Consider the following 20,514-nt stretch of genomic DNA (forward strand, 5'->3'; position numbering starts at 1 on the left):
TGCGCAGGCTGCGTCGGCTCCGCAACGGCCGGTGGGCGCAGCTCGAGCTGCCCCGAGTCCGCTTCCGCAGTCGCCGTGGTCGGTCGCGAGAGGGCTGGGTCCGCAGGCGCCGAAGCCTGCGGGCGCGGCTCTCCGGAGGCCGGGTCCGGGCGAGCCGAGCGCAACTCGGGCTGCCCCGAGTCAGCGACAACCGAATCCGCGAAAGCCGAATCCGGGGTGCGCAGCATCGGCAGCTCCGGCTGCCGCGAATCCACCGACGGCGCCGGCGGGCGCGGGCGGGACTCGCCGGGCGTCAAGCACTGACGTGAGCGCCTGGCCGCCGGCTGTGGGGTCTGCGGGCGCAGCGACATGGGCAGCTCCGGCTGCCCGGGATCCGTGGGGGACACGACCTTGACGGACATGGCGACCCTCCTCCTGCGCGGGGTGAGCCCGATCAAGGGCCCGGTGCCGAGACGCTTCCCCCGTCCCGGTCCCGGGCACCTGACCGGTGCGCGCTCACCAGATGTCGAACGCCTGTTCGAACAATTTCCAGAGTAACCCGGACCGGGTGCCCGCTCAACCCCCGGGGGCGTGGTGCGGGACACCTGGTCGGCGGCGTGATCTCATAGGCTCATGAGTTCGCTGGAGCACCCCGCCGTCGCCAAGGTGGCGGCCGCGCTGGCCGAAGCCGGGCAACGCGGCGCCGCCGAGGGCATCCGTGTCCTGCCCGCCGAGGTCCGGACCGCCGCGCAGGCGGCCGATGCGCTCGGCGTGCCCGTCGGGGCCATCGCCAACAGCCTCATCTTCCGCCTGGGGTCCGACAAAAAAGCGCTCCTCGCCCTCACCTCGGGCGGTCACCGCGCCGATCCGGCCACCCTCGCCCGGCTGGCCGGCGGCGAAATCGGCAAGGCCGACGCCGACTTCGTGCGGGCGCACACCGGGCAGCCGATCGGCGGCGTCGCGCCCACCGGCCACCCGGCGAAGCTGCCGACCCTCGTCGACACCGCGCTGCGCGCCCACGACGTCGTCTGGGCCGCCGCGGGGCACCCGAAGGCCGTCTACCCGACCACCTTCGCCGACCTGGTCGCCTTGACCGGGGGCACCCCGGGCGCGCTCGGCGGCGCGGAGGAAGATGGACCGCTGTGACCGCGATGCCCGCCGGCTGCTCCCGCTACGTCCAGCTCTCCGCGGACGAGTTCCGCTCCCGCCTGCCCGAAGCGCTGGACATCTACGTCCGGGCGATGCGGTACCCGGCGGGCACCGCCGAGCAGCGCGCACCGATGTGGCTCACCCACGCGCTGCGCGAGGGCTGGCGCTGCATGGCCGCGTTCGACGCCGACGACGTCCTGCTCGGCCTCGCCTACGGCTACCGCGGCCGGGCCGGGCAGTGGTGGCACGAGCAGGTGCGGCACGGCCTGAGCCGCCGCGCGGGGGCCGCCGAGGCCGACCGCTGGCTGTCGGACTACTTCGAGCTGACCGAGATCCACGTCCGGCCGGAGAACCAGGGCCACCAGATCGGCGAGGACCTGCTCCGCGGCCTGCTCGACGGCGTGCCGAGCGCCAACGTGCTGCTGTCGACGCCCGAGGGCACCAGCCGGGCGTGGAAGCTCTACCGCCGCACCGGGTTCGTCGACGTCCTGCGCGACTACCACTTCGCGGGCGACCCGCGGCCGTTCGCGATCCTCGGGCGGGCGCTGCCCCTCGACCCGCGCTGAGCCGAGGGGCAGCGTCCCCTCAGCGCGGTTCCGGGCGCCAGTAGCCGACGGCCAGCGCCGCGACCAGCACGGCGGCGCCGCACCAGGCCGTGCCGCTCAGCCGTTCCCCGAGCAGCACCGCGGACAGCACCGCCGCCGTCAGCGGTTCGAGCACCGCCGACAGCGCGCCGAGCACCGGGTGCGCGCCGGCGAGGCCGCGCAGGTAGGCGGCGTAGGCGAGGGCGGTCGGGACGGCGCCGAGGTAGCACACGGTCGCGAGGACGTCCGCGTGCAGCGGGAGCGCCATGCCGGACCAGCTCGCGACCGGGAGCAGCAGCAGGCCGCCGGTGAGGCAGCCGGACGCCGTCGTCGACAGCGGGTCCAGACCTTCGACCGGCTTCGCGGTGACCAGGGTGAGGGCCGCGAAGCCGGCCGCCGCGAGCAGCGCGAAGCCGAGGCCGCCGAACGAGATCGCTTGACCGGGTGACCACTGGAGCAGCACCAGGCCGGCGAGGGTGCCCGCCACCGACACCACCGTCCAGCGCCGGAACTTCCGCACCGACAGCAGGGTGACGACGACGGGTGCGGCGCCGATCGTGGTCATGGTCGCGACGCTGACCGAGCTGAGCGCGACGGCGGCGAAGTAGCTCGCCTGGAAGAGCGCGAAGAGGCCACCGACGACGAGGGTGCGCCGGAGGGCTTCCGGTGTGCGCGGGAGACCGCGGCCCTTCAGGAGGAGGGTCGCGACGGCACCGCCGACGAGCAGCCGGTAGTCGGCGACGGCGAGCGGGTGGAGGCCGGCCCGCCGGGCGAGCAGTGAGCCGGCGAGGCCACCGGTGCCCCAGAGGACACCGGCGAGGACGAGCGCGGCCGACGAACGGGCGCGCGTGGGGAGGACGAGGGACATGAACGCTCCTGCGTCTGCGTCGAAGGAAAGGGAGTCCGACGAACGCGGGGCGGTGCGCACCATGGATCAGCCGCGGGCCGGGACGGGCCACGCGGCGAGGACCACCCCGCTCAGACGCGGGGCGGTGGGGTGACGAAAAGCCTTCGGCGCACGAGAAGAACCTATCCGGGGGAAGCGAAGCGGGGCCACCGGATTTCCGGTGACCCCGCCCACGAGCCTCAGTCCAGGTGGGACAGCTGCTCCCGCAGCGTGTCCAGACCCATCCCGCCGAGCTTCAGGGCCGCCGTGTGGAACCGCTTGATGTCGAACGCCGCCCCGGTGCGGGAGCGGGCCTCCGCGCGGGCCGCCAGCCAGAGGCGCTCGCCGATCTTGTACGCCGGGGCCTGGCCGGGCCAGCCCAGGTAGCGGTCGATCTCGTCGCGGACGTGGGCCGGGTCCGTGATCGTGCGCGTCAGCATGAACTCCAGGCCCAGCTCCGGTGTCCAGCGTTCGCCCTCGTGGAAGCCCGTGCCCGCGGGGATCGCGAGCTCCAGGTGCATGCCCAGGTCCACCACCACCCGCGCCGCGCGGAAGAGCTGCTCCGACAGCATCCCCAGCAGGTCGCCGTCGTCCGACAGGTACCCCAGTTCCTCCATCAGGCGCTCCGCGTACAGGGCCCAGCCCTCCGCGTGGCCCGACGTGAACGCCATCAGCCGCTGGTACTTGTTCAGCCCCGCCGACTGGTCGACCGCCGTCGCGATCTGGAGGTGGTGGCCCGGCGCTCCTTCGTGGTACACCGTGCTCGTTTCGCGCCAGGTGACGAACTCGTCGCGGCCCGCCGGGAGGGACCACCACATGCGGCCCGGGCGGGCGAAGTCCTCGCTCGGCGCCGTGTAGTACGCGCCGACGCCGCCGCCCGGCGGGGCGATCCTGCACTCCAGGGCCATCACCCGGTCGGAGATCTCGAAGTGCTTGCCGCGCAGGAACTCCAGGGCGTCGTCGGACAGGCGCTGCATCCACGCCTCGAACTCCGCGCGCCCCCGGACGCGGTAGCGCGGGTCCGCGTCGAGGACTGCCGCCGCTTCGGCCGGCGACGCGCCCGGCTTGATGCGGTTCGCCACCGCGCGCATCTCGGTCTCGATGCGGGCGAACTCCGCCCAGCCCCACTCGTACGCCTCGCGCAGGTCCAGCGCCGCACCCACGAAGTACCGGGACCACAGGCGGTAGACGTCCTCGCCGACGGCGTCCTTGACCGGGGCCTTCGGCGCCAGCTCCGCGCGCAGGAACCCGGCGAACTCCGCGAACGCCTCCTCCGCGGCCCGCGCGCCGTGCGCGAGGTCCGCCTTCAACGCCGAACCGGGCGAAGACGCGACGAGCTCGGTGAAGAAGCCCGTCTCGTCCTTGAGGCCTGCCCACGTCTCGCACTGCTCCGCCACCCTCGAGACCTGTCGCAGCGCCGCGACGTGCCCCGCGTCGGCCGCCGAGAGGAGGCCGCCGCGGAGGTTCGCGAGTGCGCGGGGGACCTCGCCGATGCGGGCCGAGACCACCGACCAGTCCTGCTCGGTTTCCAGGGGCATCAGGTCGAACACCATCCGCAGGTCCTGCACCGGGCTGGCGATGACGTTGAGGCTCGCCACGTCCAGGCCGGCCTCGTGGATCTCCAGCTCCAGGCCGATGCGCTCGGTGAACACGGCCTTCGCCGCCCGCTCGGCGGCGTCCCGCGGCTCGGTGGCGGCGACGGCGGCGTGCGCCCGCGCGGCGATCCCGGCGCGCTCGGCGAACCCGTCCGCCGAGTAGTCGGTCAGCTGGTGGTCGTGGCCGTTGATGCCGTGGACGGTCGCCGCGACCGGGTCGGCGGCCACGTGTTCGTCGACGTAGCGGTCACAGATGTCGTGCACGCCCGGGGAAGCAGAAGAAGCCATGGCCGCACGCTACCTGTAGCGGGTACCGGACGGTACGTACTTAAGCACGGGCGGGGACGAGGCCCAGCCGGGCGATCACCTCGCGCGTCGCCTTCGACCGGTTGAACGTGTAGAAGTGCAGGTTCGGCACGCCCTCGGCGATCAGCTTCTCGCACAGCTCGGTGATGACGTCGATGCCCGCCGCGCGGAACGCCTTCGGGTCGTCGGCCAGCGGTTCGAGCCGGTCCAGGAGCTTGCGCGGCGCCGGCGCGCCGGAGAGCTTGATCGTCGTCTGCAGCGTCCGCATGGTCGTCAGCGGCATCACGCCGGGCAGCACCGGGACGTCGCAGCCGGTCGCGGCCACCCGGTCGCGCAGCCGGAGGAAGTCCTCGGCGTCGTGGAACAGCTGCGCGATCGCGAAGTCCGCGCCCGCGCGCAGCTTGCGGACCAGGTACTTCGTGTCGGTTTCGAGGTCGGCCGAGCGGGGGTGGCCGTAGGTGGAGGCCGACACGCCGACGCAGAAGTCACCCAGCTCCCGGACCAGCTGCACCAGCTCTTCGGCGTAGGTGAGGCCGTCGGGGTGCGGGATCCAGTCGCCGTAGACGTCGCCCGGCGGGTCGCCGCGCAGCGCGAGGATGTTGCGGACGCCGACCGACGCGTACCAGCCGATCACGTTGCGCAGCTCGGCCACGGAGTGGTTGACCGCGGTCAGGTGCGCCATCGGCACCAGCGTCGTCTCGGTGGCGACGCGGGCGATGCTGCGGATCGTGCCGTCGCGGCTGGAGCCGCCGGCGCCGTAGGTGATCGACATGTACGCCGGGTCGTACGGCTCGAGCTCCCGGACCGCCTTCCACAGGACGGCCTCGTCCGCCGCGTCCCGGGGCGGGAAGAACTCGATGGAGAACTTCGGCCCGTCTCCGCGCAACCGCTCGATCACCGACGTCATACCTCGAATGTTAAGGGTCCCGGCTCTAGACTCGATACAGGAGTGAACGATGAGGGTTGACGACGCGAGCTGGGACGAAGACGTGCGCCTGGCCGTCTACCACGCCTTCGCCGACCACGGCCGCGCGCCGTCCGCGCCGGAGCTGGCCGACGCCGCGGGCGGGTCGCTGGCCGTGGCCAAACAGGCGCTGCACCGGCTCGCCGCCGCCCACCACCTGGTGCTCGACGACTGCGAGCACGTCGTCCTGGCCCACCCGTTCGCCGCGAAGTCGCTCGGGTTCTCCGTGATGGGCTCGCACACGCTGTGGTGGGGCGGCTGCGCGTGGGACTCGTTCGCCGTCCCCCACCTGGTCGACGCCGAGCCGGAGGTGCTCGTCGCGACCCGCTGCCCCGGCTGCGGGCAGCCGCACGCCCTGGTCGTCGAGCGGTCGCAACCACCCGAAGGCGCGCAGGTCGCGCACTTCCTCGTGCCCGCCGCGCGGATGTGGGACGACGTGCTGCACACGTGCGCGCACCAGCGGCTCTTCTGCTGCGAGTCCTGTGTGGACGCCTGGCTGGCGGAAACCGGGCAGGCCAAGGGGTCCGTGCTGGACCTGGTGACGCTCTGGCGGCTCGCACGCGGCTGGTACGCGGGCCGGCTGGAGCGCGGCTACCGGCGGCGCGAACCGGACGACGCCGTCGCCTACTTCGCCGAAGCGGGCCTGACCGGGCCGTTCTGGGCCCCCACCGCCGGAGTCTGAGCCGGAGTCTGATTCGCCACATCCGGGTGCCCCGGCCGCCCGCGCGCCCGCGGGTTCGGCGAGGATGGCGGGATGAACGCGCCCGCCGCCGACAGTGCCCTGCCCGCCCACGTCGAGCGCGCGCTGGCCGGGTTCCTCGATCGGGCGGGCACCGCGATCCTGGACACCGAGCCCACCGTGGCCGCCGGGATCGACGCGCTGCGCGGGTTCGTGCTGGGCGGCGGCAAACGCCTGCGCCCCACGTTCGCCTGGTGGGGCTGGCGCGGCGCGGGCGGCGACCCGGACGGCCCGGACGCCGAGGGCGTCCTGCAGGCGGTGTCCAGCCTCGAGCTGATCCAGGCGTGCGCGCTGATCCACGACGACCTCATCGACTCCTCCGACTCCCGCCGTGGCAACCCGACCGTGCACATCGCGGGCGCGAAGCTGCACGCCGACCGCGGCTGGCTCGGCTCCCCCGCGACGTTCGGCCTGGCCACCGCGGTGCTGGTCGGCGACCTGGCGCTGGCCTGGGCGGACGACATGTTCGCCGACGCGCCCCTGCCCGCGGAGACGCTCGCCGCGGCGCGCCCGGCCTGGCGCGCGATGCGCACCGAGGTGCTCGCCGGGCAGTACCTCGACGTCCGCACGCAGGCCACCGGCGACGCCTCGGTCGAGGCGGCGCTCAAGATCGACCGGCTCAAGACCGCCGCCTACACCGTGCAGCGGCCGCTGCACCTGGGCGCGGCGCTCGGCGGCGCCTCCCCCGAGCTGATCGCCACCCTGCTGGAGTTCGGCGGCGAGGTCGGCGTCGCGTTCCAGCTGCGTGACGACCTGCTCGGCGTGTTCGGCGACCCGTCGGTCACCGGCAAGCCCGCCGGCGACGACCTGCGCGAGGGCAAGCGCACCCTGCTCGTCGCGCTCGGCCTGCAGCTGGCCGCCGAAACAGGCGAGCAGGCCGCGGCCACGGTGATCGCCGACGCGATCGGCGACGCGGACCTGTCCGACGAGGGCGTCGAGACCGTCCGGATGGCGTTGCAGCAGGTCGGCGCGGTCGACGCGGTCGAGCGGCGGATCGACGAGCTGACGACGGCGGCGATGGCCGCGCTGGACCGCGCGCACCTGGCCGAGCCCGCGCCCGCGGCGCTGACCGGGCTGGTCGTCAAGGCCACCCAGCGGACGTACTGACGTGCGCACGCTGGACGGGCCGGCCGACCACGTCGTCGTCATCGGCGCGGGCCTGGCCGGGCTTTCGGCGACGCTGCACCTGCTCGGCGCCGGGCGGCAGGTCACGCTGCTGGAGCAGGCGGACGTCCCGGGCGGCCGGGCCGGGCAGCAGAGCTTCGACGGCAACGCCGTGGACACCGGCGCCAGCGTGCTCACCATGCCGGAGCTGCTGGAAGAGGCGTTCGCCGCGGTCGGCGAGCCGCTGGCCAAGAACCTGCGCCTGACCCGGCTCGACCCGGCGTACCGGGCGCGGTTCGCCGACGGCTCGGAACTGGCGCTGCACACCGACGGCGACGCGATGGAAGCCGAGGTCCGCGCCTTCGCGGGCGGCCGTGAGGCGGCGGGTTACCGGGCGCTGCGGCGCTGGCTGTCCGAGCTGTACGCCGTGCAGCGGGACCACTTCCTGGCGGCGAACTTCGACTCGCCGCTCGACCTGGCCCGCCCCGAGCTGGCCCGCCTCGCCGCGTTGGGCGGCTTCGGGCGGCTCGGCCCGCGCGTCGGCCGCTACCTGCTCGACGAGCGGGTCCGGCGGCTGTTCACGTTCCAGGCGCTCTACGCGGGCCTCGACCCGGCCCGCGCGATCGGCGCGTACGGCGTCATCGCGTACATGGACACCGTCGGGGGCGTCTACTACCCCGAAGGCGGGATGGGCGAGATCGGCCGGGCGATGACCGGGGCCGCCGCGCGGGCGGGCGCGGACGTGCGGTTCGGCACCGAAGCCGCCTGGCTCGAACGGGTGAATTCGCGGGTCCGTGCGGTCCGGACGCGCTCGGGCGAGCGGATCGCGTGCGACGCCGTCGTGCTGGCCACCGAGCTGGGCACGGCCTACCGGCTCCTCGGCGCGCGGCCCCGCCGTCCGCTGCCGCTGCGCTACTCGCCGTCCGCCGTGGTGCTGCACGGGCGTGCTCCGAAGGCCTGGGACCTCGGCCACCACACGATCTTCTTCGGCGGGGCCTGGGAGCGGACGTTCGCCGAGATCATCCGCGAGGGCAAGCTGATGAGCGACCCGTCGCTGCTGGTCACCCGGCCGACGGCGACCGACCCGGGGCTGGCCGGGCGCGGCGGCGAGATCGTCTCGGTGCTCGCGCCCGCCCCGAACCTGCGGCGCGGGCCGATCGACTGGGACCGCGTCCGCGGGCCGTACCGCGAGGAACTGCTCCGGACGCTCGAGGCCCGCGGGCTGACCGGTTTCGGCGACGAGTTCGCCGTCGACGAGACGATCACCCCGGCGGACTGGGCGGCGCGCGGGCTCACCGCCGGGACGCCGTTCTCGCTGGCGCACACGTTCGCCCAGACGGGCCCGTTCCGCCCGGCGAACCTGGTCCGCGCGGCGGGCAACGTCGTGCTGGCCGGCTGCGGCACCACCCCCGGCGTCGGCATCCCGCCGGTGCTGATCTCGGGACGGCTGGCGGCGGCGCGGATCACCGGCCGGCAGCCTTCCGCCTGAGCGCGCGGGAGGTTCGACGGCGGTCGTAGGCTGCGATCATGACCGAACGACGCATCCGGATCGGCCTGCAGCTCCAGCCGCAGCACGCCGACTACGACAGCATCCGGCGCACCGCGTCGGCCGCCGAAGACCTCGGGGCCGACATCATCTTCAACTGGGACCACTTCTACCCGCTCTACGGCGACCCCGACGGCATGCACTTCGAGTGCTGGACGATGCTCGGCGCGTGGGCCGAGTCGACGTCCCGGGTCGAGATCGGCGCGCTGGTCACCTGCAACAGCTACCGCAACCCCGAACTGCTCGCCGACATGGCCCGCACGGTCGACCACATCTCCGGCGGCCGGCTCATCCTCGGCATCGGCTCCGGCTGGTTCGAGAAGGACTACGACGAGTACGGCTACGAGTTCGGCACGGCCGGCGGCCGCCTCGACGACCTGGCGGAGTCGCTGCCGCGCATCGAGTCCCGCCTGGCCAAGCTGAACCCGGCCCCGACCCGCAAGATCCCGGTCCTGATCGGCGGCGGCGGCGAGAAGAAGACGCTGAAGCTCGTCGCGAAGCACGGCGACATCTGGCACGGCTTCGGCGACCCGGAGGTCGTCGGCCGCAAGGTCAAGATCCTCGACCAGCACTGCGCGGACGTCGGCCGCGACCCGGGCGAGATCGAGCGTTCGTGCGGCGTCCAGGGCGAGCCGGACGAGCTGGGCCCGCAGCTGCTGGAGCTGGGCGTCACGACGTTCACGGTCGGCGTGGGCGGCCCGGACTACGACCTGGGCGCACTCGAGAAGTGGATCGCCTGGCGCGAGAAGACCCAGGGCTGAGCCGGCGGTGGCCGGGGCCCGCCCCCGGCCACCTTCAGCCGCAGCTGACGACGGCGTACGCGCCCGAGCTGCTGTTCTCCGACACGACAGTGCCGTTGCCGCGGCTGATCCGGCAGGTGATCGTGCCGCCACCCGAGTTCTGCGCGTTCATGTTGATGCCCGTCGTGTCGCCGTCCGCTTCGACGGTTTTCGACCACTTCTTCCCGCGGACGCTGGTCTCCTGAGAGATGGTGAAGCCGGGCTTCGCGTAGGTGATCATCGAGATCCCCGGCCCGGTCGTCGTGACGCTGTAGACGATCTGGTTCGCTTTGCGCTCGGCTTCCTCGTCCGCCTTGCGCTGCTCCTCGGCCGCAGCCGAGGAGCTGGCCGCCGCCTCCGATTCCTGACGCGCGGACTCCGAAGAACGGCTCTTGTCCGCTTCCAGGCTCGCTTTCGCGGCGGAACTCTCCGCGGCGGCGACAGCGGGGTCCGTGGTGGTGACCGGTGCGGCCGTGGCGGTCCCGGCCGGGGTCCCGCCGGCCGTGAGGGTCGGCGCGGGATCGGCGGTGGCCGAGATCGAGCCGATGAGGACGAAGGCCGCCAGCCCCGCGGTGACCCAGGGCCACTTGGGGTGCTTCTTCGGGGTCACGGGCGGCTGCGAGGCGGGGAAGGTCATGCGGGTTCTCGTTTCGGGTCTTGCCGACGGGTTCTCCCGCGACGTCGTGACCTTCGGACGGTTCATTACCCTCCGCGACGAAAACAGGCCGAAAGACCCGGGTCGGCAGGCCGGACGACCTCAGTGCGTCACGACCGGCCCGATGCGCGACCCGCTCCCGCGTCGCGCAGCTGCCCGCGATCGCCGGGACCGGCCCGGCCGGGCTGCTCGGCGGGGCGGCCGGGATCGTGGTCGCCGTCGCGCTGGTCGCCGCGGCGATCCCGGTCGCGTGGGGGCCTGGTCCACAACGCGCCGCTGCGGCGGGCGACCGTCGCCTCGACGATCCCCTGCGTCGGCATCGGCATGGTCACCGTGTGTTACCCGTCGCTGGGCGCGACCCACCTGCGTGGCCCGGCGGACGGCCCAGCGCTGGCCGCCGGGTCCCTGACGGCGCACCTGATCACCGCGGCAGCCCTTCAGACCGCCGCGGAGAGCTGTTTCCGCAGGTCAGAACGCCATGGCCTGGGCGCGCCGCTTGACCTCGGTGCCGTGGCTGGTGCGCAGCGCGTTGATGGGGGTGCTGCCGGGCAGCGTGTCGTCGGCGGTGAACAGCCAGCGCAGCATCTCCGTGCGGCTGAACCCGGAGTCGGCGAGCACGGTGATCGTTCCGGTCAGGCCCTTGACCACGCCGTCCTTGACGAAGAAATCGCCGGGCACGCACAGTTCGCCGCCGCGCTTCAGCGCGATCAGCTGCCCGTCGCGCAGCATCTGCCGCACCTTGTTGGCCGAAGTCCCGAGGACGGCCGCCACCTCCGTCAACGGGAGGACCGCGATGGCGGTGTCGAGGATGTCTTCGGCGACAGGAATCCCACTCACAGGTGACACTGTGCCACATTCCGTCCCCCCACCCGCTAGTGCGCACGGGTGACCCGCCAGGTCTCCTCCACGAGGCGTGCGCGGTTCCGTACGATCCATACTCGTGACACGCACCCAACCCAGCCTGGTCGGCACGCTCCTGGAGCGGCGCTACCGGGTGGACCGGCTGCTCGCCCACGGCGGAATGTCTTCCGTCTACCGGGGGACGGACACCCGGCTGGACCGTCCGGTCGCGATCAAGATCATGGACCCGCGGTTCGCGGACGACCGGTCGTTCGTGGACCGGTTCGTCCGGGAGGCGCAGTCCGCGGCGCAGCTGCACCACCCGCACGTCGTGGCGGTGCACGACCAGGGCTTCGACCTGCCGCAGGGCGCGGAGTCGGGCCTGGCGTTCCTGGTGATGGAGCTGGTCGACGGCGGCACCCTGCGCGACCTGCTGGACGACCGCGGCCCGCTGGAGGTCGCGCTGGCGCTGAGCGTGGCCGAACCCGTGCTGTCGGCGCTGGCTGTCGCGCACCGCTCCGGCCTGGTGCACCGGGACGTCAAGCCGGAGAACGTGCTGATCGGCCGGGTCGGGCAGCAGACCGGCGGGGCGGTGAAGGTCGCGGACTTCGGCCTGGTGCGGGCCGTGGCGAGCGCGGGCACGACCTCCTCGAGCGTCATCCTCGGCACGGTCGCCTACCTCTCCCCCGAGCAGGTCGCCACCGGCGCGGCGTCCGCGCGCGGCGACGTCTACTCGGCCGGGATCCTGCTCTACGAAATGCTCACCGGCCAGGTGCCCTACACCGGCGACACGGCCATCTCGGTGGCGTACCGGCACGTGAACGACGACGTGCCGCGCCCGAGCGAGCTGCGCCCGGACCTGCCGCCGGCCCTCGACGACCTCGTCGTGCGCGCGACGCGGCGTGACCCGCAGCTGCGCCCGGCCGACGCCGGGGAGTTCCTCACCGAGCTGACGGCCGTGCGCGCCCAGCTGGGGCTGCTGCCGGTGACCGTGCCGATCCCGGTGTCCCACGGCCAGGGCGACCTCGCCGACACCGAGCGCACGCTGCCGCGGATCCCGCAGGTGCCCGACACCCAGCAGACCATGCCGGTGCACCGCCCGAACGCGACGCGGGCGCTGAGCCAGATCGCGTCGCCGGTGGCGCCGCCGCCGCAGCAGCCCCGGCGGCGGAGCCGGCCGGAGCCGGAGCCGGCGAAGAAGCCGGCGGGCAACCGGAAGCTGCTGCTGGGGATCGTCGCCGGAGTGCTGCTGCTCGGCGGGCTGATCGGGGCGTTCGCGTTCATCCTGACCGACACCGGCGGCGACAAGACCGCGCGGGTGCCGCACCTGGTCGGCCTGAACCAGGCCGCGGCCGGCGACGCGCTGCGCGCGGTGAAGCTGAACCCGCAGTTCAGCCAGGAGTACGACAACACGGTCCCGTCGAACACGGTGCTGCGCGCCGACCCGGCGGAGGGCACGACGCTGTCGCCGAACGCGAACGTGTCGGTGGTGCTCTCGAAGGGCCGCCCGGCGGTGCCGGACATCCGGCCGGGCACCGCGCCGGCCGACGCCGAGCAGGCGATCAAGGCGGCCCAGCTGACGCCGGTCCGCGGAACCGACGACTTCGACGCCGACGTCCCGCAGGGCGCGGTCATCCGCACGTCGCCGTCGGCGGGCAGCCAGCTGACCATCGGCGGCCAGGTCACGATCATCGTGTCGAAGGGCCCGATCCCGCTGCCGCCGGTTCCGGACGTCGCCGGCCGGTCCAAGGACGAGGCGTTCCAGCTGCTGCAGCAGGCCGGGTTCGAGCCGTTCCAGGCGGGTGAGGAGTTCCGCCAGGACGTCCCGGGCGGCGCGGTCACCCGCACCGACCCGCCGGCCAACGCGCAGCCGAAGGCCAAGCGGATCGGCGTGTTCGTCAACAACGCCGTCCAGGTGCCGGACGTCCGGTTCCGCTCGTTCGACGACGCCCAGAAGCTCCTGGAGCAGGCCGGCCTCAAGGCCGACCGCGACGGCGGCCGCGGCCGCGGCAACGGCGGCGGGTTCGACTTCGTCTTCCAGCAGGACCCGCAGCCGGGCACGTTCGTGCAGAAGGGCAGCAAGGTCAAGCTGAAGGGCTTCGGGGGATGATCGGCAGCCGAGGCCGCGTGACCGGCACGATCGGCCCCGGCCTCATCGGCGAGGTACTGCTCAACGTCCGCGGCGGCACGGAGGCGTTCTACGCGTACCCGGTGAACCCGGAGGAGACGTTCACGTCGGGGACGCAGGTGCTGGTGGTGGACTTCGAGCCGCCCCGGACGGTTTATGTGGAACGGTGGCAACCCCTGACCCGCTGACGGCGTCGAAGAGGCACCAACACACCCACAACAGAAAAGCGAGGGGGTCGGTGCCATGAGTCTCGTCGAAATCCTGCTGGTCTCGGCCGGTGGCGTCATCGCCGTGCTGATCGTCGTCTTCGGGATCCTGCGGTTGCTCTACAAGGTCGCCGAGCCGAACGAGGCGCTGATCATCTCCGGGCTCGGCGTGCGCGTCGACCGGGCGGAGACCGCGGACAGCCTGGGCTTCAAGATCATCACCGGCCGCGGGGTGAACGTCATCCCCGGGTTCCAGACCGCGCGGCGGCTGTCGCTGGACACCCGGGGCGTCAACCTGCAGGTCTCCTGCGTCACCAAGCAGGGGCTGCCGGTCACCGTGCGGGCCGTCGTCATCTACAAGGTCGGGGACGACTACGCCTCCATCGCCAACGCCGCCCGCCGGTTCCTCGACCAGCAGAAGGGCATGAACGACACCATCCACGAACTGTTCTCCGGGCACCTGCGCTCGATCGTGGGCGGGCTGACCATCGAGGAGATGATCCACAACCGGGACGCGCTCACCGGCGAGGTGCGCCAGTCCTCGGCCACCGAGATGATCAAGCTCGGCCTGATCGTCGACTCGCTGCAGATCCAGGAGATCGACGACGAGTCCGGCTACATCAACAACCTGGGCAAGCCGCACGCCGCCGCGATCGCCGCGTCGGCCCGCATCGCCGAGGCGCAGCGGGACCAGGAGGCCGCCGAGGTCGAGCAGGTCTCCGCCGCGAAGAAGGCCGCCGCCGTGCGCGAAAGCCAGATCCAGCAGGCCGGCTACCAGGCCGAAGTGGACCAGGCGCGCGCCAAGGCGTCGCAGTCCGGGCCGCTCGCCGAGGCGACGGCGCGCCAGGAGGTCGTCGTCCAGGAGACCCGCGCCGCCGAGCTGGAGGCCGCGCTGGCCGAGCAGCGGCTGCAGTCCCAGGTCCGCAAGCCGGCCGACGCGAAGGCTTACGACACGCGCACGACGGCCGACGCCGCCCGTGACGCCTCCATCGCCAAGGCCCAGGCCGAGGCGAAGGAGACCGAGCTGCGGGCCGCGGCGGACGCGACCCGCGTCAAGACGGCCGCCGAGGCCGAGGCCCAGGCCACCAAGGCGCGGGCCGAGGCGATGGCCGGCGCGACCCGGGCGACCGGTGAGGCCGAGGCCGCCGCGGCCAAGGCCCGCGGTCTCGCGGAGGCCGAAGCCGCGAAGGCGCGCGGCCTCGCCGAAGCCGAAGCGGCCCGCGCGAGGGGCCTCGCCGAGGCGGACGCGATCAAGGCGCGCGCGGCGGCGCTGGCGGAGAACCAGGAAGCCGTCGTCGCGCAGCAGCTGGCCGAGCGCTGGCCGGAGATCGTCGAGGCGGGCGCGAGCGCGTTCGGCAACGTCGACCACATGGTGGTGCTCAACGGCGCCGACGGCATGTCGGACATGTTCGCCAAGGCGCTGTCGCTCGGCGGGACCGGCCTCGGCCTGGCCCGGCAGCTGATGGACGCCATGGGCAAGCCGCCCGAGAAGGAGCTCGACGAGCCCGCCCGGAAGAACGGCGAACTGAAACTGAGCGACTGATCGCTCACGCTGGGTGTACGGCCTCTGTGGCCCGGATCACGGGTCGCGGGGGCCGTACCCCCGTTCGGGGGCGGAAATTCCCGCTCGCTTGTCCTACCGTGGGCCCATGGTGCCGGACCGTGCGTCGCGGGCCGTCCGATGAGCTTCTTCACCGGCGGTCCCCGTGAGCGTCCCCTGTTCCCCGTTCCGGAGCAGGAGCTTTACGCGTTCAACGGACGGCACTGGACCGACCCCCCGCGCGAGTACATCGTCCCGGCGGTGCTGCCGTGGGCGCAGCCGCTGGGCCGCGCCGAGCGCACGGTGGTCGCGCTGCGGGCCATCGAGGTGTGGCCGCAGGCGCTGACACTGCGCGTCACGGTGTTCTCCCGGGACAGCCTGGTGGACGACCCCGCCGAGGGGCTGATCGACCACCGGCGCAAACCCGACTACAACGGGCTGCTCGTCGGCGTGCTCTTCGCCGACGGCAGCCGGGCGAGCTCCGAGACGATCTCGGTGCCGTCCGCGTCCGAGCCGGAGGCCCCGGTGCTGCGCGCCCAGCCGGTCGGCGGGACGCGGTTCGCCGTCGACCACGAGATCTTCCTGTGGCCGCTGCCCCCGGCCGGTCCGCTGAAGGTCGTCGTGCAGTGGACGGACCGGGACATCCCGGAAACCCGGACGACGCTCGACGGCGGCGCGATCCGGGCCGCGGCGAAGGACGCCGCGGAGATCTGGCCGGGTCTCGGCAGGCGGCAGGTGAACGGGCTGCCGGTGCGCCGCGTCGGCAAGCAGGTCGCGCTCACCCCCGACTGGGGGACGCCCGCCGAGCGGGCCGAAGAGGAACCCCGGCCGGCACCGAGCGAGTGAATTTCCTTCGTGATCTGTGAGCCCGGGCACCGTGGCCCGGGGTATCTCGAATGGATGAACGGGGTCGGTAGTTAGCGTCGTGGAAACACTTCGACCACCCGGCCGTCATGTCGGGCTGGTGCAGTGAGTTCCTCCCTTCCGACGCACGAGGCCGTGCGCCCCACCGCGAACCCGGAAAGGTCGCCCATGGCAGGCTCGCCGCTCAGCGCACTCGACGTCGCTTTTCTTTGCCTGGAAAGCGAAACCTCCCCGATGCACATGGGGGCGGTGGTCACCTTCACCGCCCGCGGCCCGGTCGATCCCGCCGCGCTGACGGCCCTGCTCGCGCAGCGGGCCGCCCGGCTGCCGAAGCTGCGCCAGCGGGCGCGCGCGGAGCTGTTCCCGCCCGGCTCGGCCAGCTGGGCCGACGACCCGGGTTTTGTTGCGAGCGACCACATTCACCACGTCGTGTTGAGCTCACTGTACGAACCGGACCCCCTTTCGGCGTACGCGTCGCGCTGGATCGCCGAGCCGCTCGACACCTCCCGGCCGCTGTGGCAGCTGACCCTCGTCACCGGGCTGCCGGACGGAAAGTTCGCGCTGCTGCTGAAACTGCACCACGCGCTGACCGACGGCGCCGGGGCGTACGCGGTCGCGGCCGGGCTGCTCGACGGCGCCGGACGGCCGGACCGGATTCCCGCGCCGGCCCGCCCGATCCCGGCCCCGCGCTCCACATTGGACACGGTGAAGGGCGCGCTCGGCACGGTCTGGGACCAGGCGAACGAGACCGCCGGGATCGCGTCGTCGGTGGTGCGGGCCGCGCGCCCGCCGCTGTCCCCGGTGTCGGCCCCGCCGTCCGCCCAGCGGCGCCTCGGGTTCGTGCGGCTGCCGCTGACCGAGCTGCGCCGGGTGCGCCGCGCGCACGGCGGCACGACCAACGACGTCGTGCTGGCGGTGCTTTCGGGCGCGCTGCGCGAGTGGCTGGTGAACCGCGGGCAGCGCGCGGACGGCCGCACGCTGCGCGCGCTGATCCCGGTCAGCGTGCGCGGGCGCGCGCCCGGCCAGCTCGGCGGCAACAAGCTTTCCGGCTACCTGTGCGACCTGCCGGTCGGCGAGGACGACCCGGTCGAGCGGCTGCGCGTGGTCCGCCGGGCGATGACCCGCAACAAGGCGGCCGGCCCGAGCCGGGGCGCCGGCGCGCTGCCGCTGCTCGCCGACCGCGTCCCGCCGCTGCTGCACCGCCTGGGCACGCGCACCGCCGGCCGGGCCGCGCCGATGCTGTTCGACCTGGTGATCACGACGGTCCCGGTGCCGCCCGCCCGGCTGTCGCTGGACGGCGCCCGGCTGGCGGAGGTGTACCCGTTCGTGCCGCTGGCGCCGCGCCACGCGGTCGGCATCGCGGTCGCGACCTACCGCGACTCCGTCCACGTCGGTCTTCAGGTCAACGGCGCGGCGGTGCCGGACGTCGGCTCGCTGCGGGACGCGGTGCTGAAGTCGGCGGCCCGGCTGCTCGACGCTTCCTGACCGGCGGCCGCCCGGATCAGCCCCCGGGCGGCCCGACGGCCGGGCTCAGCCGCGCAGCATCTCCGCGACCAGGAACGCCAGCTCCAGCGACTGCTGCGTGTTCAGCCGCGGGTCGCAGGCCGTCTCGTAGCGGCCGGACAGGTCGACGTCCGAGATCTCCTGGGCGCCGCCCAGGCACTCGGTGACGTCCTCGCCGGTCAGCTCCACGTGGATGCCGCCCGGGTAGGTGCCCAGCTTGTTGTGCACCTCGAAGAAGCCCTGGACCTCGTCGACGATCCGGTCGAAGTGGCGGGTCTTGTAGCCGGTGGACGACTCGTGGGTGTTGCCGTGCATCGGGTCGCACTGCCAGATGACCTTGTGCCCGGACGCCTCGACCTTCTCCACGATCGCCGGCAGCACCTCGCGGACCTTGCCGTTGCCCATCCGCGCGATGAGCGTCAGCCGGCCCGGCTCGTTGCGCGGGTCGAGCCGCTCGACGTACTCCAGGGCCTGCTCCGGCGTGGTCGTCGGGCCGATCTTCAACCCGATCGGGTTGGCCAGCAGTTCGGCGAACGCGATGTGCGCGCCGTCCAGCTGGCGGGTCCGCTCGCCGATCCAGAGGAAGTGCGACGAGAGGTTGTAGAGCTTCGGGTCGGCCGCGTCGGCCTGGTCGAGCCGCAGCATCGAGCGCTCGTAGTCGAGCAGCAGCGCCTCGTGGCTGGCGAAGATCTCGGTGGACTGCAGCGACGTGTCGGTGACACCGCAGGCGCTCATGAACCGCAGGCCGCGGTCGATCTCGTTGGCCAGCGACTCGAAGCGCTGCGCCGCGGGCGAGGCCGACACGAAGTCCTTGTTCCAGTCGTGCACCTGGTGCAGGTCGGCCATGCCGGCCGCGGTGAGGGCGCGGACCAGGTTCATCGCCGCACCCGCGTTCGCGTAGGCGCGGATCATCCGGCCCGGGTCCGGCACGCGCAGCTCGGGCTTGGCGACGAGCGAGTTGATGATGTCGCCGCGGTACACCGGCAGGCCCAGCGCGTCGGTCGCGGCCGAACGCGGCTTCGCGTACTGGCCGGCGATGCGGCCGACCTTGACCACCGGCAGGCTGGCGCCGTAGGTGAGCACGACGGCCATCTGCAGCAGCGTGCGCAGGTTGGCCCGGATGTGCGGCTCGGTGTTGGACTCGAACGTCTCCGCGCAGTCGCCGCCCTGCAGGAGGAATGCTTCGCCGCGGGCGACCATCGCCAGCCGGCCCTTCAGCCGGTCGATCTCGGCCGGGACGGTGATCGGCGGCACGCTCTCGAGCACGCCGCGGACCCGCCGGGTCGCCTCGGGGTCGGGCCACTCGGGCTGCTGCGCGGCCGGGAGCGACAGCGCCCGGTCGAGCCGCTCACGCAGTTCGGACGGCAGCGGCGGCAGCTCGGGCAGTGTGTCGACGGGGACGTCCACAGTCCAGTTCACGAAGACCAGGATAAGGTTCGCCCCGTGTCGCGCTTCGCCCGGTTGGCCACCGAGGTCCTGGCCCCCTGGGTGTGGGTCCTCACACTGCCCCTCGCCGTCGCCTGGGCCGCCACGGGCCACCGGCCGCTGCCCGCGCTGGGCTGGGGGCTCCTGATCTCCGTCACCGGCTCGCTGATCCCGATGGCGGTGATCGTCCGCGGCGCGAAACGCGGCAGGTGGGACGGCCACCACGTGACGAACCGGGCCGGGCGCCGGGTCCCGCTGCTGGCCGCCGGGGTGTCGCTGGGCCTCGGGTTCGCCGTGCTGCTCGCCGGCGGCGCGCCCGCGCAGCTGATCGCCCTCGCGGCGTCGATGCTGGCCAGCCTGGTGGTCGCGGTGGCGATCACGTTCGGCGCGAAGTTCAAGATCTCCCTGCACGCCGCGGTCGCGTCGGCCGCGGTCGTGGTGCTCACCCTGACGTACGGCCCGTGGGCCCTGCTACTGGCGCTGCCGGTCGCCTGGGTGGCGTGGTCGCGCGTCGCGCTGCGCGACCACACCACCCCGGAGGTACTCGCCGGCCTCCTGATGGGGGTCGTCGTCGGCGGTGGCGGCTACTGGGCGCTGCTCACCGCCTTGACCTGACCCCGGGGATCAGCAGGCGTCTTCCCGGACTCCGCCCTGGGCTGACGCGCGGTCACGCGGCTTGCGCGCGGTTGTACAGGTTCTGCACGTCGGCGCCGAAGTACGGCCCGAACATGTAGCCGGGCAGGAAGTTGTAGCCGAAGCTGTTCACCGAAGCCTGCACGCCGGTGCCGGTGCTTTCGTTGAAGGACAGGAACCACGGGCCGCCGCTGGAGCCGCCGGTCATGGTGCAGCTCATGCCGTGGTCCTTGGTGAGCAGGAAGTCGGTGAAGGTGGTGCCGCTGCAGTAGATCAGCTTGGTCCCGTCGTAGGGCGCCGCGGCCGGGTAGCCGAAGGTGTACATGTTCTGGTTCTTCGGCTGGTTGAAGGCGATCCCCTGCGCACCGACGACGTCGGTGAGCCGCTGGTTGTTCAGTGGGTTGACGACGGCCATGCCGACGTCGTAGTTGATGTCCTCGCTGGCTTCCCACTGCGTCGTGCTGAGCGTGGCCCGGGCGGACCACTGGCCGTAGGGGGCGTTGCCGTTGTCGTAGCCGGGCACGAAGACCCACTGGGTGTGGCGGCTGCCCTGGTACTTCACGCAGTGCCCGGCGGTGACGACGACGCTGCCGTTGATGCTGGTGACGGCGTCGCCGGAGCAGGACGCTTTCTGGCCGTTGAAGAGGAAGAAAACGCGCCCGGCGGTCTGGGCGACCTTGCCGCCGCCGGTCCAGGCGCCGCCGCCGTTCGGGATGCTCCGGATGATCACGCTCCGGCCTTCGGCCACCTCCTCGGGCGTCGCGACCGGCGCTTTGACGAGGGAGTCCATGGGGACGGCCGCCCGCATGGCATCGGGCGTCCAGAAGGGTTTCGGCGCGGCCTGGGCGGGCGCACCGGCCAGGGCGAACGCGAGGGAGAGGACGGCGGTGATCACCGCGGCTTTCGTGTGCTTCAAGACGCCCCACCTTCCGGAGAAGTGAATCGTCGCAAAGGCGACACAACGTCTCGAAAGTAGTTGGCCGCGTACACACCGCACAGCCGCCGTCCGGCGGGATCGGCGGCCACCGTTCGACGTATCACCGACGGCGAAGGCCCCCTCACCGGCGGCGAGGGGGCCTTCGAGCGAAA

General features: G+C 73.0%; 20 protein-coding genes. 12 read left to right on the plus strand and 8 right to left on the minus strand.

The window, feature by feature from the left end:
* The first annotated feature begins 612 nt into the window (after window positions 1–612).
* Window positions 613–1,125, plus strand: coding sequence for a YbaK/EbsC family protein (locus ABZW17_RS17250; protein ID WP_354814379.1), 513 nt, complete (start codon window positions 613–615; stop codon window positions 1,123–1,125).
* Window positions 1,122–1,694: a GNAT family N-acetyltransferase gene (locus tag ABZW17_RS17255; protein WP_354814381.1), complete on the plus strand. Its 573-nt coding sequence runs from the start codon at window positions 1,122–1,124 to the stop codon at window positions 1,692–1,694. The genes ABZW17_RS17250 and ABZW17_RS17255 overlap by 4 nt, the downstream gene beginning before the upstream one ends.
* Window positions 1,695–1,713: 19 nt before the next feature.
* Here ABZW17_RS17255 and ABZW17_RS17260 read toward each other — a convergent pair whose 3' ends face one another.
* The 3 genes from ABZW17_RS17260 to ABZW17_RS17270 all read right to left on the minus strand — a co-directional run bounded on the left by ABZW17_RS17260 (window position 1,714) and on the right by ABZW17_RS17270 (window position 5,406).
* Complete coding sequence (locus ABZW17_RS17260; RefSeq protein ID WP_354814383.1) at window positions 1,714–2,580, minus strand: EamA family transporter; 867 nt, start codon at window positions 2,578–2,580, stop codon at window positions 1,714–1,716.
* A 218-nt stretch (window positions 2,581–2,798) separates the two neighbouring features.
* A complete protein-coding gene (locus ABZW17_RS17265) occupies window positions 2,799–4,481 on the minus strand; it encodes a DUF885 domain-containing protein (protein WP_354814385.1) in 1,683 nt (560 codons plus the stop codon).
* A gap of 40 nt (window positions 4,482–4,521) precedes the next feature.
* Window positions 4,522–5,406 (minus strand): methylenetetrahydrofolate reductase, encoded by an 885-nt coding sequence (locus ABZW17_RS17270; RefSeq protein WP_354814387.1) that lies wholly within the window; start codon window positions 5,404–5,406, stop codon window positions 4,522–4,524.
* Window positions 5,407–5,455: 49 nt separating this feature from the next.
* On the opposite strand from ABZW17_RS17270, the gene merB reads away from it, so the two are divergent.
* The 4 genes from merB (at window position 5,456) to ABZW17_RS17290 (ending at window position 9,613) form a co-directional block, all read left to right on the plus strand.
* Complete coding sequence (gene merB, locus ABZW17_RS17275; protein ID WP_354814389.1) at window positions 5,456–6,145, plus strand: organomercurial lyase; 690 nt, start codon at window positions 5,456–5,458, stop codon at window positions 6,143–6,145.
* 72 nt (window positions 6,146–6,217) lie between these two features.
* A complete protein-coding gene (locus tag ABZW17_RS17280; protein WP_354814391.1) occupies window positions 6,218–7,309 on the plus strand; it encodes a polyprenyl synthetase family protein in 1,092 nt (363 codons plus the stop codon).
* Window position 7,310: 1 nt separating this feature from the next.
* The gene (gene crtI, locus ABZW17_RS17285) at window positions 7,311–8,795 is read left to right on the plus strand and encodes a phytoene desaturase family protein (protein ID WP_354814393.1); all 1,485 of its coding nucleotides are present in this window, start codon (window positions 7,311–7,313) and stop codon (window positions 8,793–8,795) included.
* Between the two features lie 38 nt (window positions 8,796–8,833).
* Window positions 8,834–9,613, plus strand: a complete 780-nt coding sequence (locus ABZW17_RS17290; protein WP_354814395.1) for an LLM class F420-dependent oxidoreductase — start codon at window positions 8,834–8,836, stop codon at window positions 9,611–9,613.
* Window positions 9,614–9,647: 34 nt separating this feature from the next.
* Here ABZW17_RS17290 and ABZW17_RS17295 read toward each other — a convergent pair whose 3' ends face one another.
* The 3 genes from ABZW17_RS17295 to ABZW17_RS17305 all read right to left on the minus strand — a co-directional run bounded on the left by ABZW17_RS17295 (window position 9,648) and on the right by ABZW17_RS17305 (window position 11,123).
* Window positions 9,648–10,268 (minus strand): hypothetical protein, encoded by a 621-nt coding sequence (locus ABZW17_RS17295; protein ID WP_354814397.1) that lies wholly within the window; start codon window positions 10,266–10,268, stop codon window positions 9,648–9,650.
* A 128-nt stretch (window positions 10,269–10,396) separates the two neighbouring features.
* Window positions 10,397–10,612 (minus strand): hypothetical protein, encoded by a 216-nt coding sequence (locus ABZW17_RS17300; protein ID WP_354814399.1) that lies wholly within the window; start codon window positions 10,610–10,612, stop codon window positions 10,397–10,399.
* A gap of 142 nt (window positions 10,613–10,754) precedes the next feature.
* On the minus strand, window positions 10,755–11,123 hold the full coding sequence (locus tag ABZW17_RS17305; RefSeq protein ID WP_354814401.1) for an Rv2175c family DNA-binding protein: 369 nt from the start codon (window positions 11,121–11,123) through the stop codon (window positions 10,755–10,757).
* A gap of 103 nt (window positions 11,124–11,226) precedes the next feature.
* Here ABZW17_RS17305 and pknB point away from each other — a divergent pair, with 103 nt between their 5' ends.
* The 5 genes from pknB to ABZW17_RS17330 all read left to right on the plus strand — a co-directional run bounded on the left by pknB (window position 11,227) and on the right by ABZW17_RS17330 (window position 17,349).
* The gene (gene pknB / locus ABZW17_RS17310; RefSeq protein WP_354814403.1) at window positions 11,227–13,236 is read left to right on the plus strand and encodes a Stk1 family PASTA domain-containing Ser/Thr kinase; all 2,010 of its coding nucleotides are present in this window, start codon (window positions 11,227–11,229) and stop codon (window positions 13,234–13,236) included.
* Entirely contained in the window at window positions 13,233–13,442 is a 210-nt protein-coding gene (locus ABZW17_RS17315) for a hypothetical protein (protein ID WP_354814405.1), read from the plus strand. The genes pknB and ABZW17_RS17315 overlap by 4 nt, the downstream gene beginning before the upstream one ends.
* A 55-nt stretch (window positions 13,443–13,497) precedes the next feature.
* The gene (locus ABZW17_RS17320) at window positions 13,498–15,003 is read left to right on the plus strand and encodes an SPFH domain-containing protein (RefSeq protein WP_354814407.1); all 1,506 of its coding nucleotides are present in this window, start codon (window positions 13,498–13,500) and stop codon (window positions 15,001–15,003) included.
* 138 nt (window positions 15,004–15,141) lie between these two features.
* A complete protein-coding gene (locus tag ABZW17_RS17325; protein ID WP_354814409.1) occupies window positions 15,142–15,846 on the plus strand; it encodes a hypothetical protein in 705 nt (234 codons plus the stop codon).
* A gap of 186 nt (window positions 15,847–16,032) precedes the next feature.
* Window positions 16,033–17,349, plus strand: a complete 1,317-nt coding sequence (locus ABZW17_RS17330) for a wax ester/triacylglycerol synthase family O-acyltransferase (protein WP_354814411.1) — start codon at window positions 16,033–16,035, stop codon at window positions 17,347–17,349.
* Window positions 17,350–17,394: 45 nt separating this feature from the next.
* Here the strand turns inward: ABZW17_RS17330 and ABZW17_RS17335 are convergent, their stop codons facing one another.
* Window positions 17,395–18,786 (minus strand): class II 3-deoxy-7-phosphoheptulonate synthase, encoded by a 1,392-nt coding sequence (locus ABZW17_RS17335; protein ID WP_354814413.1) that lies wholly within the window; start codon window positions 18,784–18,786, stop codon window positions 17,395–17,397.
* A gap of 24 nt (window positions 18,787–18,810) precedes the next feature.
* Here ABZW17_RS17335 and ABZW17_RS17340 point away from each other — a divergent pair, with 24 nt between their 5' ends.
* On the plus strand, window positions 18,811–19,407 hold the full coding sequence (locus ABZW17_RS17340; protein ID WP_354814415.1) for a hypothetical protein: 597 nt from the start codon (window positions 18,811–18,813) through the stop codon (window positions 19,405–19,407).
* A gap of 52 nt (window positions 19,408–19,459) precedes the next feature.
* Here the strand turns inward: ABZW17_RS17340 and ABZW17_RS17345 are convergent, their stop codons facing one another.
* On the minus strand, window positions 19,460–20,341 hold the full coding sequence (locus ABZW17_RS17345; protein WP_354814417.1) for a peptidase: 882 nt from the start codon (window positions 20,339–20,341) through the stop codon (window positions 19,460–19,462).
* Window positions 20,342–20,514: the final 173 nt, after the last annotated feature.

Source organism: Amycolatopsis sp. NPDC004625, from assembly GCF_040609695.1.
Lineage (GTDB): Bacteria > Actinomycetota > Actinomycetes > Mycobacteriales > Pseudonocardiaceae > Amycolatopsis.

Coding starts and splice junctions, on each gene's coding strand:
- ABZW17_RS17250 (WP_354814379.1), top strand. CDS start 613: ATGAGTTCGCTGGAGCACCCCGCCGTCGCCAAGGTGGCGGCCGCGCTG.
- ABZW17_RS17260 (WP_354814383.1), bottom strand. CDS start 2,580: ATGTCCCTCGTCCTCCCCACGCGCGCCCGTTCGTCGGCCGCGCTCGTC.
- ABZW17_RS17265 (WP_354814385.1), bottom strand. CDS start 4,481: ATGGCTTCTTCTGCTTCCCCGGGCGTGCACGACATCTGTGACCGCTAC.
- ABZW17_RS17270 (WP_354814387.1), bottom strand. CDS start 5,406: ATGACGTCGGTGATCGAGCGGTTGCGCGGAGACGGGCCGAAGTTCTCC.
- merB (WP_354814389.1), top strand. CDS start 5,456: ATGAGGGTTGACGACGCGAGCTGGGACGAAGACGTGCGCCTGGCCGTC.
- ABZW17_RS17280 (WP_354814391.1), top strand. CDS start 6,218: ATGAACGCGCCCGCCGCCGACAGTGCCCTGCCCGCCCACGTCGAGCGC.
- ABZW17_RS17290 (WP_354814395.1), top strand. CDS start 8,834: ATGACCGAACGACGCATCCGGATCGGCCTGCAGCTCCAGCCGCAGCAC.
- ABZW17_RS17295 (WP_354814397.1), bottom strand. CDS start 10,268: ATGACCTTCCCCGCCTCGCAGCCGCCCGTGACCCCGAAGAAGCACCCC.
- ABZW17_RS17300 (WP_354814399.1), bottom strand. CDS start 10,612: ATGCCGATGCCGACGCAGGGGATCGTCGAGGCGACGGTCGCCCGCCGC.
- ABZW17_RS17315 (WP_354814405.1), top strand. CDS start 13,233: ATGATCGGCAGCCGAGGCCGCGTGACCGGCACGATCGGCCCCGGCCTC.
- ABZW17_RS17320 (WP_354814407.1), top strand. CDS start 13,498: ATGAGTCTCGTCGAAATCCTGCTGGTCTCGGCCGGTGGCGTCATCGCC.
- ABZW17_RS17325 (WP_354814409.1), top strand. CDS start 15,142: ATGAGCTTCTTCACCGGCGGTCCCCGTGAGCGTCCCCTGTTCCCCGTT.
- ABZW17_RS17330 (WP_354814411.1), top strand. CDS start 16,033: ATGGCAGGCTCGCCGCTCAGCGCACTCGACGTCGCTTTTCTTTGCCTG.